The 16,795-nt window shown below is 66.3% G+C and carries 15 protein-coding genes; 8 read left to right on the forward strand and 7 right to left on the reverse strand.

Annotation, left to right across the window (positions count from 1 at the left end; genetic code table 11):
- The first annotated feature begins 183 nt into the window (after positions 1 to 183).
- Complete coding sequence (locus ACQY4Y_RS03525) at positions 184 to 1,770, forward strand: hypothetical protein (protein ID WP_428489172.1); 1,587 nt, start codon at positions 184 to 186, stop codon at positions 1,768 to 1,770.
- Positions 1,771 to 2,071: 301 nt separating this feature from the next.
- Here ACQY4Y_RS03525 and ACQY4Y_RS03530 read toward each other — a convergent pair whose 3' ends face one another.
- Together ACQY4Y_RS03530 and ACQY4Y_RS03535 are read right to left on the reverse strand one after the other, a co-directional pair.
- Positions 2,072 to 3,913: a tetratricopeptide repeat protein gene (locus tag ACQY4Y_RS03530; protein ID WP_428489173.1), complete on the reverse strand. Its 1,842-nt coding sequence runs from the start codon at positions 3,911 to 3,913 to the stop codon at positions 2,072 to 2,074.
- Between the two features lie 94 nt (positions 3,914 to 4,007).
- Positions 4,008 to 5,201 (reverse strand): CaiB/BaiF CoA transferase family protein, encoded by a 1,194-nt coding sequence (locus ACQY4Y_RS03535; RefSeq protein WP_428489174.1) that lies wholly within the window; start codon positions 5,199 to 5,201, stop codon positions 4,008 to 4,010.
- A gap of 197 nt (positions 5,202 to 5,398) precedes the next feature.
- Between ACQY4Y_RS03535 and ACQY4Y_RS03540 the strand changes: the two genes are divergently transcribed.
- Both ACQY4Y_RS03540 and ACQY4Y_RS03545 read left to right on the forward strand, forming a co-directional pair.
- Complete coding sequence (locus ACQY4Y_RS03540) at positions 5,399 to 5,644, forward strand: type II toxin-antitoxin system VapB family antitoxin (RefSeq protein WP_428489175.1); 246 nt, start codon at positions 5,399 to 5,401, stop codon at positions 5,642 to 5,644.
- The gene (locus ACQY4Y_RS03545; protein WP_428490726.1) at positions 5,644 to 6,060 is read left to right on the forward strand and encodes a type II toxin-antitoxin system VapC family toxin; all 417 of its coding nucleotides are present in this window, start codon (positions 5,644 to 5,646) and stop codon (positions 6,058 to 6,060) included. The genes ACQY4Y_RS03540 and ACQY4Y_RS03545 overlap by 1 nt, the downstream gene beginning before the upstream one ends.
- Here the strand turns inward: ACQY4Y_RS03545 and ACQY4Y_RS03550 are convergent.
- Genes ACQY4Y_RS03550 through ACQY4Y_RS03560 form a run of 3 tightly spaced genes read right to left on the reverse strand, consistent with a single transcriptional unit; the run spans position 6,038 to position 9,472 of the window.
- Positions 6,038 to 7,447 (reverse strand): MFS transporter, encoded by a 1,410-nt coding sequence (locus tag ACQY4Y_RS03550; RefSeq protein WP_428489176.1) that lies wholly within the window; start codon positions 7,445 to 7,447, stop codon positions 6,038 to 6,040. The genes ACQY4Y_RS03545 and ACQY4Y_RS03550 overlap by 23 nt on opposite strands.
- Positions 7,425 to 8,543, reverse strand: coding sequence for a glycosyltransferase family 9 protein (locus ACQY4Y_RS03555; protein ID WP_428489177.1), 1,119 nt, complete (start codon positions 8,541 to 8,543; stop codon positions 7,425 to 7,427). The genes ACQY4Y_RS03550 and ACQY4Y_RS03555 overlap by 23 nt, the downstream gene beginning before the upstream one ends.
- 11 nt (positions 8,544 to 8,554) lie before the next feature.
- Positions 8,555 to 9,472: an allantoinase PuuE gene (locus tag ACQY4Y_RS03560; protein ID WP_428489178.1), complete on the reverse strand. Its 918-nt coding sequence runs from the start codon at positions 9,470 to 9,472 to the stop codon at positions 8,555 to 8,557.
- Between the two features lie 162 nt (positions 9,473 to 9,634).
- On the opposite strand from ACQY4Y_RS03560, the gene ACQY4Y_RS03565 reads away from it, so the two are divergent.
- The 4 genes from ACQY4Y_RS03565 to ACQY4Y_RS03580 all read left to right on the forward strand — a co-directional run bounded on the left by ACQY4Y_RS03565 (position 9,635) and on the right by ACQY4Y_RS03580 (position 13,468).
- Positions 9,635 to 10,729, forward strand: coding sequence for an ELM1/GtrOC1 family putative glycosyltransferase (locus ACQY4Y_RS03565; protein WP_428489179.1), 1,095 nt, complete (start codon positions 9,635 to 9,637; stop codon positions 10,727 to 10,729).
- A gap of 20 nt (positions 10,730 to 10,749) precedes the next feature.
- Positions 10,750 to 12,621 (forward strand): hypothetical protein, encoded by a 1,872-nt coding sequence (locus tag ACQY4Y_RS03570; RefSeq protein WP_428489180.1) that lies wholly within the window; start codon positions 10,750 to 10,752, stop codon positions 12,619 to 12,621.
- A 246-nt stretch (positions 12,622 to 12,867) separates the two neighbouring features.
- A complete protein-coding gene (locus ACQY4Y_RS03575) occupies positions 12,868 to 13,038 on the forward strand; it encodes a hypothetical protein (protein ID WP_428489181.1) in 171 nt (56 codons plus the stop codon).
- 91 nt (positions 13,039 to 13,129) lie between these two features.
- A complete protein-coding gene (locus tag ACQY4Y_RS03580; RefSeq protein ID WP_428489182.1) occupies positions 13,130 to 13,468 on the forward strand; it encodes a ComEA family DNA-binding protein in 339 nt (112 codons plus the stop codon).
- Positions 13,469 to 13,522: 54 nt separating this feature from the next.
- Here the strand turns inward: ACQY4Y_RS03580 and nikR are convergent, their stop codons facing one another.
- Complete coding sequence (gene nikR, locus ACQY4Y_RS03585) at positions 13,523 to 13,981, reverse strand: nickel-responsive transcriptional regulator NikR (protein ID WP_428489183.1); 459 nt, start codon at positions 13,979 to 13,981, stop codon at positions 13,523 to 13,525.
- 93 nt (positions 13,982 to 14,074) lie between these two features.
- Here nikR and ACQY4Y_RS03590 point away from each other — a divergent pair, with 93 nt between their 5' ends.
- The gene (locus ACQY4Y_RS03590) at positions 14,075 to 15,133 is read left to right on the forward strand and encodes a HoxN/HupN/NixA family nickel/cobalt transporter (RefSeq protein WP_428489184.1); all 1,059 of its coding nucleotides are present in this window, start codon (positions 14,075 to 14,077) and stop codon (positions 15,131 to 15,133) included.
- 21 nt (positions 15,134 to 15,154) lie between these two features.
- On the opposite strand, the gene ACQY4Y_RS03595 is transcribed toward ACQY4Y_RS03590, so the two are convergent.
- Positions 15,155 to 16,672, reverse strand: coding sequence for a 4-hydroxyphenylacetate 3-hydroxylase N-terminal domain-containing protein (locus ACQY4Y_RS03595; RefSeq protein WP_428489185.1), 1,518 nt, complete (start codon positions 16,670 to 16,672; stop codon positions 15,155 to 15,157).
- Between the last annotated feature and the right edge of the window lie 123 nt (positions 16,673 to 16,795).

Below are 16,795 nucleotides of genomic sequence, written 5' to 3' on the forward strand. Positions count from 1 at the left end.
CGTGTGGTTTTTTAGCAACGCTTGTGTATGAACGCCACGCTTCCTCCATAAGGAGGTTGCGCCAAACTTAACACATATTCATTAGATTTGCCGAGGGCTGGTGATCGTTTTCGCCGGCACCGGGGGACCGAATAGGCGGGGCAAGCAGATCGCCGGCGAACCGGCGCTACAAGGAGGACTCACATGCGCAAACTTCTCATGACCAGTGCCGCCATTCTTGGAGCATCCAGTAGTCTGGCGCTTGCCCAGAAAATTGCGAACCCGAACCAAGGCCAGTTGGTGGCGCCGTATGGCGCCGGCCCGGCCGCCAACAACAACAACAACGCCTGGGGCACCGCCAATACGCCGACTGGCTCAGCCGCCGCGGGTCCGCTGTCCACCATCTATGCGCCGAACGTCGATGCGGTGCCGGCGCCCGGCACACTTGTCATCCGGCTGAATGGGCGCGTGGAATCCGACGTCGTGGCCGATTACTCCACAGGGAACGTCGGGATTGCCCCCAGCCCGACCGGCGGCACGCCGAACGGCTACAAGCTCAATCCGGTCGGGATCGCGACCTACCTGCGGCTGTATCCCGGCATGGATGCGATGGCCGCCAACGGCCTGCGCTACGGCGCCGCGGCGGAAATCCGCACCGCGTTCTATGCCGGCATCGCCCAGTCGGGCGGCGGCGGCGCATCCAACACCCCGGGCGCGCAAACCAGCCCCAGTGGCAATACCTCCACCGAGACCCTGTTCGTCCGGCGGGCGTTTACCTACCTGGCGGCGGACCGCCTGGGGATCGTGCGCATCGGCCAGACCGACGGCGTGGTCGGGCTGTTCGACAACTGCGTGTTCAGTTCGTCGTGCTGGGACGGCGGCGTCGGCACCTTCCAGGGCGGCCTTCAGGCGACCGGGGCGATTTCCGCGGTTGGCGGTGGCGGGCTATCCTGGCCGTGGCTGGCGCAGGCCGGCAACGAATACGGCAACGCCAAGATCGTCTATCTGACGCCGCAGTTCTTCGGCTTCGACTTCGGCGTGCAGTACGCCCCCAGCCAGGGCAACGCCTATTCCAACAACACCCAGACCAACCCGCTATCGTCGACGCTGTGCAACCAGGCCAGCAACACCTGTATCTCGGTCACCTCGGGCGACGACGCGCAGCGCTGGTACAACCAGACCGGTATCGGTGGTCGTTTCCAGCAGAACTTCGGGCCGGTCGACTTCAAGGCCTACGCGTTCTATGAGGCGGCCAGCAAGGAGGACCTGACCACCACGGCCTATGTGGCGGCCCCACCTGGCTCTCTTGCTTTCAAGACCGCGAACGGCAACTTCCTGCGCTATGACACCCTGAGCTTCTACCAGGCCGGCATCGCCGTCACGGCGGCCGACTTGACCGCCGCGGTGTCGTATATCGGCGGTGCGTACAATGGCCAGGCGTCGATGCGTCCGACCGGGGGTGCGCCGGAAAATTCATTCCTCTATGGTCTGACCTACGCCAACGGCCCGGTCACCGCCGGTATCGATGCCGGCATCATCCAAGACCAGGGCAGCGCCAACCTGGTACACGTGTCGCAGCGGCATCAATTCGAGTTCGGCTTCGGTGGTGCCTATCGGCTGGCTCCCGGCATTCAGTTGGTCGCCGAATACCAGTATGTAGAGCGCCACCAGGGCGGGTTCGACTTCAACACCGGCGGTCTGGGTACCTCCAGCCCGAGCGGGGTGCCGGGTTCCAGCACCCGCGACGCGCATGGCCAGGGGTTCCTATTCTCGACTATTGTGACCTGGTGAGGGCGGCTACCTTTGGAAGACGACGACGGCGGGGCATTACCCCGCCGTTTTCCTAGTGTCCCGAGTCGGAAGTTCGCCATCATGGGCGAACCTCAATCTCGCGCCACTAGCTGTTTGTTTTCAGTGGCCTGCTTGTCTTCTATGTCCGCCGCAGAATGCGGCGAACACAGCAGGCAGGACACTCGGGCATTATCGCTTCAAGTTGAACCGACAATGCCCAGCAAACCATTGTTTGTAGAGGGCGATTCACGCTTTTGGTGATGCCGCCAAAAGCGATCGCGCGCTATCGCACCCGGTCGGACTATCCAACGCGCGGCCCTGGTGCTGTTACGCCGGCGTTGGAGGCTTCGGCCAGCGCGCGCAGTTGATCCCGGACCCCTGCGATGACGCTGCACCAGTCGCCCATCGCCGGCTGTCGGAACAGCCGAACGGTCGGATACCATGGGCTGTCGTGGCGGTGTAGCAGCCACCGCCAGCAGGTGTCGAAGCGATTCAGCAGCCATACCGGCTTGCCCAGCGCGCCGGCCAGATGGGCGACCGCGGTGTCCACGCTGATGACCAGATCCAACGCGTCGACCAGCGCCGCGGTGTCGGCGAAGTCCTCGAGCTGATCGTTCCAGTCGTGCAAATGAAGGCCGGCAGGTGGCATCCGCAATTGTGCCGCCGCTGGTCCCTTCTGCAGCGAGACCAGTGAAACGCCGGAAATCCGCGCCAGCGGCGCGAAGGCCGCCAGCGGGATCGACCGCCTGCGATCAATCAGCTCCAGGCCCGGATCGCCCTGCCGCGCGCTGCCCGCCCAGACCAGGCCGACTTTCAGGGGCTCGACACCGGACAGCAACTGCCGCCAATACCGGCACGGTTCCGCCGCCGCGGACAGGTAGCGCGGTTCGGACGGTATCGTCGCCAGTGTGGTGCGCAACGCCAGCGGCAAACTGGCCAACGGACAATGATAGTCGAACCGATCCGGCGCCTCGGACTCCGCGATGACCTCGATACGGGGATCCAGGGTGCAGATCAGACGCAGCAGCGGACGCTGGACCGAGAGGATCACGGTGGCACCCATGTCCTGCACGCGTTTGGCGAAGCGGCAGAACTGGATCGTGTCGCCGAACCCCTGCTCCCAATGGATGAAGATCGTCTTGCCGGTCGGGTCCTGCTGGCCCAGCCAGGGCGGCTGGCGAAACGTCCGGTTGCCGCGGGGCGGATCGAGCCGCTTGCGCCACTCGAAATGCGTCCATCCGGCCTCGAACCGACCCAACAGCAGGAGCAGGACTCCCTTGTTCCAATTGGCGTCGACAAAGTCCGGCTGCAGCGTGAGGGCATTGTCGTAACTGACGAGAGCATCCGAGTGACGCCCGAGGTCGTGCAGGACGCGTCCGCGATTGGAATGGGCCTCGACATAGTCGGGCCGCAGCGCGATGGCCTGGTCGAAGTCGGCCAGCGCCTGTTGATGGCGGTCCAGCGCCTGCAGCGCAACGCCGCGGTTCGAATGGGCCCGGGCGTGGCGTGGATCGGCGGCGATCGCCCTGGCGTAGCTGTCTATCGCATTTTCGTAACGTCTTAATTCGCGCATCGCGTTGCCGCGGTTGTACCAGGCTTCGGCGAAGCCCGGCCTGACACCGATCGCCTGTTCGAAACTGACGATCGCGTCTTCAAGCTTGCCGATGCTCTGGCATGAGTTGCCGCGATTGAAATATGCATCGCAAAAGTCCGGCCTTGCCGCGATGGCGCGATCGAAGCTGGAAATGGCCTGATCGAAGCTTTTCAGCTCCTGCAGGGCTCGGCCGCGATTGTAATGATCCTCCGCCGCGTTCGGATCCAATTCGATCGACTTGTCGAAACTGGCGATCGCTGCTTCGGGGCGGCCGAGTAACATCAGTCCGCTGCCCAGTGCGCCGAACTCGGCAGCCGAACGCGGATCGAGCGTGGTTGCCCTGGCCAGGAGCCCGACCGCCAAGGGCACGCGGCCGGTCTGCAGCGCGAGGATGCCGAAATGATACAGCGTTTCGACGTGGTTTGGCTGCTGGCGGAGCATAGCCGCATAGATGTCCTCGGCGGCAGCAAGCCGGCCCCGCTCGTGCAGCGCGAAAGCTTGCGCCAGTCGCTTCGGCGGCGGGCTTGCATCGCTGTTGCGACGGGGCATCTCGGACCTCATCCCTGTCTGACCTACAATGACCGGCGTGCGTCTTCCTGACCCGGTGTTGGGAAGTAATGGACGGCAGTCAGCCCATGTCGCGCTAAATCGCGCCGGCTTGCTGCAATCGCGCGACGCCGTCCGTGCCCAGCCCCAGCCATTCGCCATAGACTGCCATATTGTGCTGGCCGAGGGACGGGCTGGGCAGCGGTTCGACCCGTTCTGACCCGTGCAGCCGCAGCGGAGAATCCGGCACAATGATCGATCCCAGCGCGGGATGCTCGATCCGTCGCAGCATGCCGCGTTCGTGCATGTGGGGGTCGTTCATCACCTCGACGGGGTTGCGCACCGCGGCGGCGGGGATGCGGTTGCGTTTTGCCGCCGCCACGACATCGGCGTTGTCCAGGCCGACGGTCCAGGCGGTGACCAGCGCCTCGGTCGCGTCCATGTTGCGGGCGCGCGCCGCATGGCTGGCGAAGCGCGGATCATCGGCCAGGTCGGCGCGGCCCATCACGCGCAACAAGGCCTGCCAGTGCGCGTCGGTGACGGTGTAGATCGCCACCCATCCGTCCCTGGTCCGGAACGCGTTGTACGGCGCGCTGCCCAGCCCGGCCGGTCGGTTGCCGGTGCGCGGGGGCACCTTGCCGGTGCGCAGATGGTAATCGTAGCTGGTGGCGAGTGTCGGATACACCGCCTCTTGCATGGCAACCTCCACCAGTTGGCCCAGGCCGGTGGCCTGGCGCTGCAGCAGCGCGCTGAGGACCGCCGCATAGAGATGGATGCCGCCGAGGAAATCGACCAGCGCCGGGCCGGCTTTCATCGGCGGTCCGTCGGGGTCGCCGGTGATGCTCATGATGCCGGAGGCGGCCTGGATGGTGAAATCCATCGCCAGGTTGTCGCGGTCCGGCCCGCTGATGCCGAAGCCGGTGCCGGTGGCATAGATCAAACTTGGATTGATCGGCCGCAGCACATCGTAGCCGACGCCCAGCCCATCGAGCGTGCCCGGCGCGAAATTCTCCAGCAGCACGTCGGCCTTCGCCACCATCTGCTTCAGCAGATCTTTCCCGGCTTCGGATTTCAGGTTCAGCGTCACGCCGCGTTTGTTGGCGTTCAGCATGGCGATCGGCAGGGTGGTTTCGCCGCCGGTGGCGATCACCCGCCGGCGTAACGGCTCGCCGCCGGGCGGCTCGATCTTGATCACGTCGGCGCCGGCCTTGGCCATCAGCATGGTGGCGTAGGGGCCCTGATAGATCTGACCGAAATCGAGCACGGTGATGCCTGCCAGGGGGGTTGTCATGGGTGGGAGCCTCTTTGCCGCGGTGGGGGGAGCATAGGGCGGAAGGCGGGCGGTGGCGACGGTTGGGGAGGATTGGTCGGTGTGCGCATCAAGCCTGGCGTAGTTGTCGTTTTGCGGTCGAGCCTGGACATCCTCGGCCGCAGCATTATATAAATATTGCTAAATTCTAGAAACGAGCACAAATCATGGCGCTTAGCTTGAAGGACAAAGAGACCGACCGCCTCGCGCGCGAAATCGCGGCCCTCACCGGGGAGTCACTGACCGACACCATCCGCAAGGCGTTGCGCGAGCGGCTGGCGCGCGAGCGGCTGCGGCGCGGCCAGCCGACCGACCTGGCTGCCCAACTCGAGGCGCTTGGTAAACAGTGCGCGGCACTGCCGGACTACGACACGCGCAGCGCGGACGAAATCGTCGGCTACGATGAAGCCGGCATGTGGACCTGATGGTCATGGACACCTCGGCAATCGTTGCGGTGCTGTTCGACGAACCCGATCAGCGCCTGTTCGATGAGGCGATTGCGGCCTCGGTCGTACGCCTGGTGTCGGCTGTGACCCGGGTCGAACTCTCCTGCGTGATCGAAGGTCGCAAGGGAGAGGCCGGACGCGACCAACTCGATCGGTTCCTGGCCCTGACCGGGGTCGATATCATCGACGTGACCCACCAGCAGGCGGGGATCGCCATCAACGGCTTCCGCCGCTTTGGCAAGGGGCGGCATCGCGCGGCGCTGAATATCGGCGACTGCTTCTCCTACGCGCTGGCGATCGCCACCGGGCAGCCGCTGCTGTTCAAGGGCAACGACTTCGTTCACACCGACGTCCGCCCGGCCTTGCCGCCGGTCAGGCCGCCGTCAGCCGACTGAAGCTGACGCAGGCCGCCACCCCAGCCACGCCGGCGGCGATGAACAGCGTCACGGTGGTGCCGGTCAGCGGGAACGCGGTGAACACCAGCGCCACCATGGCCGCTCCGGTGGACTGGCCCAGCAGCCGGGCGGTGGCCTGCATGCCGCTGGCTCCGCCGGTGCGGATCGGTGGTGCCGAAGTAATGATCGCGCGATTGTTCGGGGTGTTGAAGAAGCCGAAGCCGATGCCGCACAGCGTCATCCGCCAGACGATGTCGAGGGTGGACGGATGGTCCGGCAGCAGGCTCATCGCCAGCAGGCCCAGCCCCATGACCGCCAATCCCGCTCCGCCCAGCAGCCCGGCTGGGTATTTGTCCGCCAACCGCCCGGCGAACGGCGCGATCACCGCCACCACCAGCGGCCAGGGCGTCATCAGCAGCCCGGTCATCACCTGGTCCAGTCCGAAGTGGTGCTCGAACAGGAACGGCATCGACACCTGCGCGGCGGCTTGGGCGATGAAGGCGCAGACCGACGTGGTGACCGACAGCGCGAACAGCGGAATGCGCAGCAGGTCGACCGGCAGCAGCGGCGCGGTGCGGCTGAGTTGGCGCACCACCAGCACGCAGCCGGACACCGCGGCGACGGTCAGTTCCACGCTGACGCGGACCCATGAGTCGCCGTGCCCCATCTCTGAGATGCCGAACAGCAGCAGGCCGAACGCGACCGCCTGCAGCGCCGCGCTGGGGAAGTCGAACCGGCTGCCCGACAGCGGCGTCATCGGCAGCGTGCGCAGCGCGATCACCGCGCCCAGCAGTCCCAGCGGCACGTTGATCGCGAACAGCCAGGGCCAGGGCGCCACCGCCAGGATCACCGAGGCCACCGAGGGGCCCAGCGCCGAGGCGATCGAGCCCACTGTGGCGTTCAGTCCGACGCCTCGGCCAAGCCAGCGGCGGGGGTAGATGAAGCGGATCAGGGCGCTGTTGACGCTCATGATGCCGGCGGCGCCGAGGCCTTGGAGCATGCGCGCGACGATCAGCGTCGGCAGCGAGGACGACAGCGAGCAGGCCAGCGAGGCCAAGGTGAACAGCGTCAGTCCGGCCTGGTAGATCCGCCGGTAGCCGTAGATCTCCCCCAGGGAGGACAGCGGCAGCAGGGCAATCGTCACCGCCAACTGGTAGGCGTTCACCACCCAGATCGAGTTCGCCGGCGAGGTGTTGACTTCGCGCGCGATGGTCGGCAGCGCGACGTTGGCGATGCCGCCGTCGAGCACCGCCAGGGTCAGGCCGAGGGCGATGGTCAGGATCGCCCACATCCGTTGCGGCATCGGCACGCCGTCGGCTGGAACGCCGGCGGCGGCGGTGCTCCTTGTCGGCCGGATCGGGCTGTCAGGCATCAGTCGCGCGGGCATCAATCGGGCCGGCATCTTCCGGGCGGACATCTTCCAGGCTGGCACCAGTCGGGCCGGCACCAGTCGGGCGGGCATCAATCGGTCCGGCATCCGTCGGGCCGGCATCAGTCGGGTCGGCATCACCAGTCGGGCAGGCATCCGTCGGCAGGCTTTGCAGCACTGTCTCGACCGCCAGGTCGGCCAGGTCGGGCCGCTGCAGAACCCGGGTCCAGCGGCCGCTCGGGGCGCATTGCGACGGGTTGGAATCGGCGGAGAACAGGGTGGTCGTCGCACAGCCGGCGGTGGCGAGCAGATGCATTGGGCCGGTGTCGTTGCCGACCGCGAATTGCGCCGCGCGGGCCAGGTCCGCCAGGTCGCCGAAGCCGGTCTGCCCGGTCAGGTCGATCGCCGAGGGAATTTGGGCGGCGAGGTCTTGCTCCGACGCGCTGCCGATCACCACCGGCGCGATGCCCTTCTGCCGCAGCAGCTGCGCCAGCGACTGATAACGCGCCGCTGGCCAGCGCTTGGCCGGACGCGAGGGCGAGCTGCCGGGCACCAGCAGCGCGAAATCGGCCGGCAGCGCGAAACGGGCGATGTCGCCGCGGCACCAGGACAGGTCGGCCGGCGGGAACACGCTGATCCCGGCCTGGCGCAACTGGCCCTGCTGGCGAATGGTGTCGTGCAGCACGTTGCGCCTCGGATCGCGATCGGGCAGCGCGCAGCCGAACGCGATGCCGGACCACTGCGGCCGGTGCTTGGCAGGGAACAGCCGAAAGTAGCGCGAGGATCGCGCCGAGGTCTGCAGGTCGTACACCCTGGCGAACTGTCCGTCGGCCAATGTGCGGCCCAGCCGGTGCAGGCCCGCCAGGTCCCACCAGCGCGGTCGGGGGTCAACCAGCACGTCATCGAAATAGGGAAAATCGCGCAGCCAGCCGGCGTAGGTTTGGCTGGTCAGCACGCTGATCCTGGCGCCGGAATGATGCTGGCGGATCGCCGCGAATGCCGCCAGCGAGAGGATGATGTTGCCGAACGCCCCGAGTTTGACCACTAGGATATTCTGCCGCGTGATCCGCTCGGCCGGCCGCGTCGCTGTCGTCGCCTGCGCATCGGGGGGCATGAAAGTCCGTATCAGCGTGGACCCGCAGCGGCAACCGGCGGCGGGAAATTGGCCACCCAGTGGCGCACGATATCCAGCCGCCGGGTGACCCATACCGCGTCGAACCGGCCGATATGGTCGAGCAAGCGCTGCAGGCCGGCGGCGCGGGCCGGATGCCCGATCAGGCGCATATGCAGCCCGATCGACAGCATTTTCGGCTGCGTCCGGCCTTCGGCGTAGAGAAAGTCGAAGGCGTCGCGGCAATAGTGGAAGAAATCGTCGCCGGTGGCGAAGGTGCCGCGGCCGTATTTTGAATCGTTGGTCGACAGGGTGTACGGCACGACCAGATGGGGCTTGCGGTCGACCTCGGTCCAGTATGGCAACTCGTCGTCGTAGGCATCGGAGTCGTAGAGGAAGCCGCCTTCCTCGACCAGCAGGCGGCGGGTGTTCACACTGGGGCCGCTGCGGCAGTACCAGCCCAGCGGGCGTTCCCCCATCGAGGTCCGCAGCGAGGCGACGGCGCGGGCGATCCGCTGGCGTTCGACGTCCTCGGATAGTTCGAAATGCTTTTCCCAGCGCCAGCCGTGACAGCAGACGTCGTAGCCGGCCTGGGCGATCGCGGCCGCAGCCGGGGGATTGCGCTCCAGGGCGAGGGCGCAGCCGAAGATGGTCAGCGGCAGGCCGCGTTGCTGGAACAGCCGCAGCACCCGCCAGAAGCCGACCCGGCTGCCGTAGGCGAACATGCCCTCGGCGGCGAGGTCGCGCCCGGCCACGCCGGGGTCGCCGCTGCCGTATTCGGTCAGAGCCCATTCCGAGCCGGCATCGCCATCGGCAACCGAGGGTTCCGAGCCTTCCTCGAAGTTCAGCACGAAATTGACCGCCAGCCTGGCCCGGTTCGGCCAGTTGGGATTGGGCGGGTTGGCGCCGTAGCCGATCAGATCGCGTTGCATGGGCGGCGTCCTGTCCGATGACCCGCCAACGGTATAGAAGCTGCCAGGGCGCAAGGCGAGGGACCCGGGCAAGGCGAGGGACCCGGGCAAGGCGAGGGACCCGGGGTCCGCATTGACCTTTGATGATTGACGTTTGACGGCGGGGCGCCGAAAAGCCCAGGCATGTCCGACACTGCCGCCGCATGGGTGATCAGCGAGGGTCTGGCCGGCCTGCGCGCGCAGGCGTTGGGTCTGGCCGAGGCGGCTGGCCTGACCCCGGAGTTGCGCGAGCTGAAGCCGGCCGCGCCGTGGAAATGGATCGCCGCGAAATTCTGGCCGAATCCGCTGGCCGCGGTGGCCGATGCGGTCAGGGCGCCGCGCCCCGCGCTCGCCATCGGTTGCGGCGGCATGGCGGGGTCGGTGCTGGCGGCGCTGCGGCGGCGATCGATGCGCGTGGTGCAGGTGCAGAACCCGCGCATGGATATCCGCCGCTTCGATCTGATCGTCGCCAACCGCCACGACGAGCTGACCGGGCCGAACGTCTTCGTTACCCGCACCGCGCTGCATCGGGTGACGCCGGCTCGGCTGGCCACCGAGGCGGAGATCTGGCGCGACCGACTGGGTAAGTATCGGCGCCCGCTGGTGGCCGTGCTGTTGGGCGGCAGCAACGGGCGCTACCGGCTGGACCGCGAGGTGGGCGCCGGGCTGGCGGCCGACCTGTCGGCGATGGCAAGCCGCGACAAGGTCGGCGTGGTGGTGACCCCGTCGCGGCGCACCGACCCGGCCGTCACCGACCTGATCCGCACCGCGTTGGCACCGAGCGGCGGCTGGGTCTGGGATTTCAGGGGCGAGAATCCTTACTTTGGACTGCTGGCGCTGGCCGATCTGATCGTGGTGACGCAGGACAGCGTGTCGATGATCTCGGAGGCGGCGGCCACCGCCGCGCCGGTGATGTTCGCGGCGCTGCCCGGATCCTCGCGCCGCCAGCGGTTGTTTCTCGACGGCATGATGCGGGAAGATCGGATTCGGCCGTTCGCCGGGCGGTTTTCGACCTGGAAGGTGGCGCCGATGAACGACACGCCGGCCGCCGCGGCGGAGATGCGGCATCGCCTGGGAATGCCGGGGCTGACACTTCCGGCGCCACAGCTTCCGGGCCCCGAGCGTCCGGGCCCCGAGCGTCCGGGCCCCGAGCGTCCGGGCCCCGAGCGTCCGGGCATCGAGCTTCCGGCCCCCGAGCGTCCGGGAATCCAGCATCCGGCGCCGGGGCTCGACGGATAGATCGGGGCGTCGGAACACACATGTTGCGCATTCAAACCTTTGACGCCCGCGCCGGGGGCAACGTCATCTACAAGGCGCTGGCCCATCCATTGGCGGCCGAGGCGATCGCCGCCCTGTACGCGCGACTCGAACCTCCTGTCGCACTGTACGACCCCGACGGCATCGCCGATGCGCTGCTGGCGATGTATCCGACCGCGGTCGACAGCCTGTTCGTGCACGACGTCGCCGCCGTGGGGCAGACCCGGGGCGGGCTGACCGCGCGCGCCTTGACCCGGATCGGGGAAAGCGGTGCGCGGTCGGTGCTGATCGCCGGTTTCGACGCCGCCAGGACGCTGGTTCGGGTCGCGCCGATGCTGCCCACCGGCGCGATGGTGGCGACGCTGGACGACATCCGCCTGCCGGACGCCCTGCTGACGTTTCGCGCCCGCTACCTGGACAAGCTGAACTTCGCCACCAACCACGCGTTCTTTCGCGACGCGGATGGCTTGAGCACGCGCGTGGTGTCGGCCAATTATTGGGCCAATTATGGCGCTGCCGAGGTCCGGCTGTGGCTGCGGCTGTTCGATACCGATGGCGCGGTCCTGGCGACCTGGGAGCAGGCGTTGCCGTCCGGGGCCGGCGGCTTCTCGATCGACAGCCGCGAGGTCAGGCGGCGCTTCGGTCTGGGCCCGTTCACCGGCCAGTTGTTCATCCATGCGATCGGCGTCGCCGGCCACGATGTGGTGAAATACGCGCTGGATACCTATGCCTCCGACAACGGCGCGTCACTGTCCTGCACGCACGACGCCAACGCCTGGCCGTCGGACCGCTTTGCCGGGCTGCCGGCGCCGCGCGCCGACGAGACGGTGGTGCTGTGGCTGCAGAACAGTCACGCGGTGCCGATTCCCGCGGGAGGCATCGCGCTCGACCGCATGGGGGCCGAACGACCGGTGGCGCTGGCGCAGGAAATCGGTCCGTTTGCGACCGTGGCGCTGGATGTCGCCGATCTGCTGCCGGGGCTGCGCTGGCCGGCGCAGTTGGAAATCCGCGCCGGGCGCCATGTGGTGCGGCCGCGCTACGAGGTGACGCAGAACGACCGGGTGCGGATCGCCCATGTCAATGTCGAGCGCGACAATCTGCGTGCCGACCCTGGAATCGCCACGCTGCCGGCGGAGATGGGACGGGGTTATATCCTGCCGTTCCCGATCCTGCCGGCGGACCGGTTCCGCACGTCGTTCCAGCCGACCCCGATGTCCACCGCGCAAACCAACCTGCCGATCCGGCTGGATGTGTTCGCCGCCGATGGGACCAGGCGGGGCGAGAGCTTCCTGGGGTGCCTGCGGCGGGACCATGGGCTGGCGATGGACCTGGACGGGTTCGACGTGGAGCAGGGACATGGCGAACTGGTCTACGATTTTCGCGACGGCGGCGAGGCCGACGGCTGGCTGCACGCGCTGTTCCGCTACCAGGACCGCGACTCGGGTCATGCCGCCGAGTCCAGCTTCGGCGCGCATATCTTTAACACCGCGATGACCTATCGCGACGAGCCGCAATCCTATGCCGGGCCGCCGCCGGGGCTGACCACACGGCTGTTCCTGAAACTGGGCGATGCGGTTCGGCGGAGTTTCGCAGTGCTGATCTATCCGGCGTCCGGGCCGTGGCATCGGTTCTCCTCGACCACGCTGCAACTGCTTGACGGAAGCGGCGGGTTGATCGCCGAACAGGCGGTGCAGATCGCCTGTTCGGGGTCGGTGATGGTGTGGCCGCACGCCGCGTTCGATGCCGCGGCCTTGGCGGCGGCGGGGCCGGATGGCTACGTTTTGGTGCGCGACCAGACCTGCCGCCTGTTCGGCTATCACGGGCTGATGGATCAGGCCGGCGGTTTCTCGCTCGACCACATGTTCGGATTCTGAGGGCGGCGCGGCGACGGCGCTGTTGCGCCGGCAACACGCCGCGCGGTTTCCCGGCGGAAATTTCCGTGAATTCGCAACGAATTTGCTTTTTCCGGTTGCGGCACGCATGGCGGATGCGGCAAGAATATGGCGTTGCCGATCAAAATGTCGCGAGTTTATTTAAGCCGACTCCCAGGGAACCGCGACATCGGAACCGCCTCGACGGCTCGCTGAACACCGCAACCAAACACGCATAAGGCCAAGTCTATGTCGCACTCCACACCCCTCTCGGTCGAAGAGCATGTCCATGGTGAAACGGTCTGGGTGGCGCTGCGTTCGCGCGGCGCGGACTGGTCCTGGCTGACGCCGGATGAGGCGGTCCGGCTTGGTCGCGAATGGATCGAGAAATACGCCGCGGCTGCGGTCGCGGCCGAATAATTGTCGCGCCGGTTCGGCAACCGGCGCGAACCGGGCCGAACCGGCGCGCCTTCGCGGCGTTAACCTGCGTGTCGCAACAAAGGGGACACAGATGAAACTCGGCACTCTTGGCTTGATCGGGACCGTTGTCGCCGCGCTGGCGCTGCCGGCGGCGGCGCAGACTACACATACAACCCCGAGCAAGCCTTCCCCTACGCTGGCTTCGCCTAGTCCGACGACCGGTTCGAGTTCGGCCCGTTCGACCTTGGTTGACATCAATTCGGCGTCGGCGGCTGACCTCGACGCCCTGCCGGGGCTTGGCAAGACGCGTGCGGCCGCGATCATCAAGGGGCGTCCATACAAGGGCAAGGACGATCTGGTGAACCGCAAGATCATTCCGTCGAACGTCTATAACGGCATCAAGGACAAGATCATCGCCAAGCAAGGGTAGGCGCTTTCGCTGTTTGGCGAGAGCCTGGGGCGGCAAAGCCGGGGCGGCAAAATCCTACGCATGGACATGCGAATGGGCGGCCACTCCGGATCCGTGATCGTGGATGGCGACCGACGTCCGCGCCGGTACGACGTGCAGATTGGCATGCCGAACTCCCCTCTGCGCGGTCAGTACATCCGCCAATCCGCGCACCGCGGACGTGTCCCCTTTCAACACCGACACCTCTAGACAGCTTCCGTGATCAAGATGGACGTGCATTGCGGCGACGGTCAGGTCGTGACGGTCGTGCGAGGCTTGGGTAAGCCGCCGCGCCAGGGCGCGGGTCGCGTGGTCGTAGACGTAGCCGAGCACGGCAATGCAGGGCGCTGCGTCCTCAGATGAGGGTTGCCGCGTAGCCGAATCGCGGATCATGTCTCGCACCGCGTCCGACCGGCTGGAGTAATTGCGCCGCCGCACGACAGCGTCGAGCGTTTCCAGCAGATGATCGTCGATTGTGATGGTGATGCGCTGCATGGGAGTTCCGATCCGATGACGGCGCCGAACTGCCCACTGGACGTCCTACTTTTCAAGTAAATAGTATGCTGGAAAAGACATCAAGGGGCAGCCATGCAACGTGTTATCGCCGGCATCTTCAGCGACCGGGCGGACAACCTCCGACCGAAGATCGCGGGCCTTTACGCGATCCTGATCGGTTTCAATGTCGCCGCCTGGGCATGGGCGCTGCTGGCATTCCGTCACCACCCGGTGCTGCTCGGCACGGCTTTGCTGGCCTACGGCTTCGGCCTGCGCCACGCCGTCGATGCCGATCACATCGCGGCCATCGACAACGTCACCCGCAAGCTGATGCAGGAGGGAAAGCGGCCGGTCGGGGTGGGGTTCTTCTTCTCTTTGGGCCATTCGACGATCGTCGTGCTGGCCTCGGTCGCCATCGCCGCGACCGCAATGGCCTTCAAGAACCAGTTCGACGCCTTCCAGAGCGTCGGTGGCGTGATCGGGACGCTGGTCTCGGCACTGTTCCTGCTGGCGATCGCGGCGATGAACATCGTGATCCTGATCACCGTGTATCGGACTTTCAGCAGGGTGAAGGCCGGCGCGCCTTACGTGGACGAAGACCTGAACATGCTGCTGGCCGGGCGTGGACCGCTGGCGCGGCTGTTCCGCCCGATGTTCCGGCTGATCCGGCGGAGTTGGCAGATGTATCCGCTAGGCTTCCTGTTCGGCCTGGGCTTCGACACGGCAACCGAGGTGGGGCTGCTTGGGATCTCGGCCGCGCAGGCGTCGCAGGGTCTGTCGATCTGGTCGATCCTGGTGTTCCCGGCGCTGTTCACGGCGGGCATGTCGCTGGTCGACACCACCGACAGCGTCCTGATGCTTGGCGCCTACGGCTGGGCCTTCATCAAGCCGATCCGCAAACTGTACTACAACATGACCATCACCTTCGTGTCCGTGGTGGTCGCCCTGCTGGTCGGCGGGATCGAGGCACTGGGGCTGATCGGCGTTCAGTTTGGTCTGACAGGTCGGTTCTGGGACGGCATCGGGGCGCTGAACGACAATTTCGGCACCATCGGCTTCCTGATTATCGGGTTGTTCATCGTGAGCTGGATCGCATCCGCGGTGATCTATCGGGCCCGCGGATATGATCAGCTGGAGGTCAATGCCGGCTGACGACGGCCAAAGATCCGATCGTCAACTCCAGGTGTCCCCGGTCCAGCCGTTCTCGTCGTATTCGGCCATGCACTGATCGACCAGCGCCTCCATTTTGGACATATCGCCGCCCTTCTCCGCGCCGGTCAGCGCCTGGGCTCGAATATCCTCCCAGCCGCCGGCGTAGTTGCGTTCATACAGCTCGTGCCGGCCGCCGAATTCGGTACCGACGCAGTCCCACAGCAGTTTCATGATCTTGATTCGCTCTTTGTACTCAATGCCATGCGAGCCGCGGACGTATTGCCGCAGATAGGGGTCGATCGCCGGATTGGCGAAATCCCTCGCTGACGATGGCAGGTAGATCAGGCCGGAGGCGACGGTCTGCTCGACGATCGCCTTGATCCGCGGATAGACGTCGGGGGCGAACACCCGATAGGCCTGACCCGCCTTCATGTCGGGCAGCACGGCGTCGCCGTTCCACGGGCTTGGGTTGTGCGCCATCGCGTTGGACAGCGACCAGAACAGGTTGCGCCAGGCGACCGCCTCGCCCAGCAGGACCTGGTTGCCGCGCGCCTCGTCGCCGCCGGTGCAGCGCAGCGCCTTGGCCAGCAGGCCGACGATGAAGTCCAGCTTGACGGCAAAGCGGGTGCAGCCTTGGAACTGAAAGCCGTGGGTGAAACCGGAGCGGGGATAGAAGCTGAGCACGCGCGCCGGATCGCGATAGATGAAGACATCCTCCCACGGGATGAAGACCTTATCGAGGACGAAAATCGCGTCATTCTCGTCGAACCGGGACGACAGCGGGTAGTCGAACGGGCTGCTCTGCCTGGCGGCCTGCTCGTAGGAGGTGCGGCAGAACAGCTTGAGGCCGGGGGTATCGATCGGCACCAGGAACATCAGCGACATGTCCAGATCCTCGGTCGCGGTCTTCGAGGATTGGCCCATGAAGTTGTACTGCGTCATCGCCGCCGATGTCGCGACCACCTTGGCGCCCGAGACGATGATGCCGCCATCGACCTCTTTCTGCACACAGACGAAGACGTCCTTGCTCGCTTCGGCCGGTTTGTGCCGGTCAACCGGCGGATTGACGATCGCATGGTTCATGAACGGCACGGTTTCCTGCGCCCGCTTGTACCAGGCGCGGGCGTTGCCGGCGTAGGGCCCGTAGTACTCGGGATTGCCACCCAAGGTATTGGTGTAAGCGGCCTTGTAGTCAGGGGTCCGGCCCATCCAGCCGTAGGTCAGGCGGGCCCACTCGGCGATCGCGCCTTGCGCTCCGATCAGCTCGTCCCGCGATCGTTGCACGCGAAAAAACTTGTGGGTGTAGCCGCCGGACCCGGTGTCGGTCGGGCAGGTCAGTGCGTCGTGCCGCTTTGGGTCGTGCAGCGAGTCATACAGCCGAGCGATCGAGCGGACCGAATTGCGAAACGCGGGGTGGATGGTGACGTCGGCGACCCGTTCGCCATCGATGTAGACCTCGCGTCCGTCGCGCAGACTTTCGATGTATTCCGCCCCGGTGTAGGGCCGGCGCTTGTCGGCGATGACGTCTTCCGGACGCATGTGGGTTCTCCCTGACAGCCTGCCGACCGGGGATGACAGAGGCCGATCGTCGATGCCGGCGAAGGTTAGCCCATCGCGGCCGGAAATGCGCGATATCCTGGAACCGGTCAACGCGCCGCGGCC

Source organism: Rhodopila sp. (assembly GCF_965277165.1).
In the GTDB taxonomy this organism is placed as follows: Bacteria; Pseudomonadota; Alphaproteobacteria; order Acetobacterales; family Acetobacteraceae; genus Rhodopila.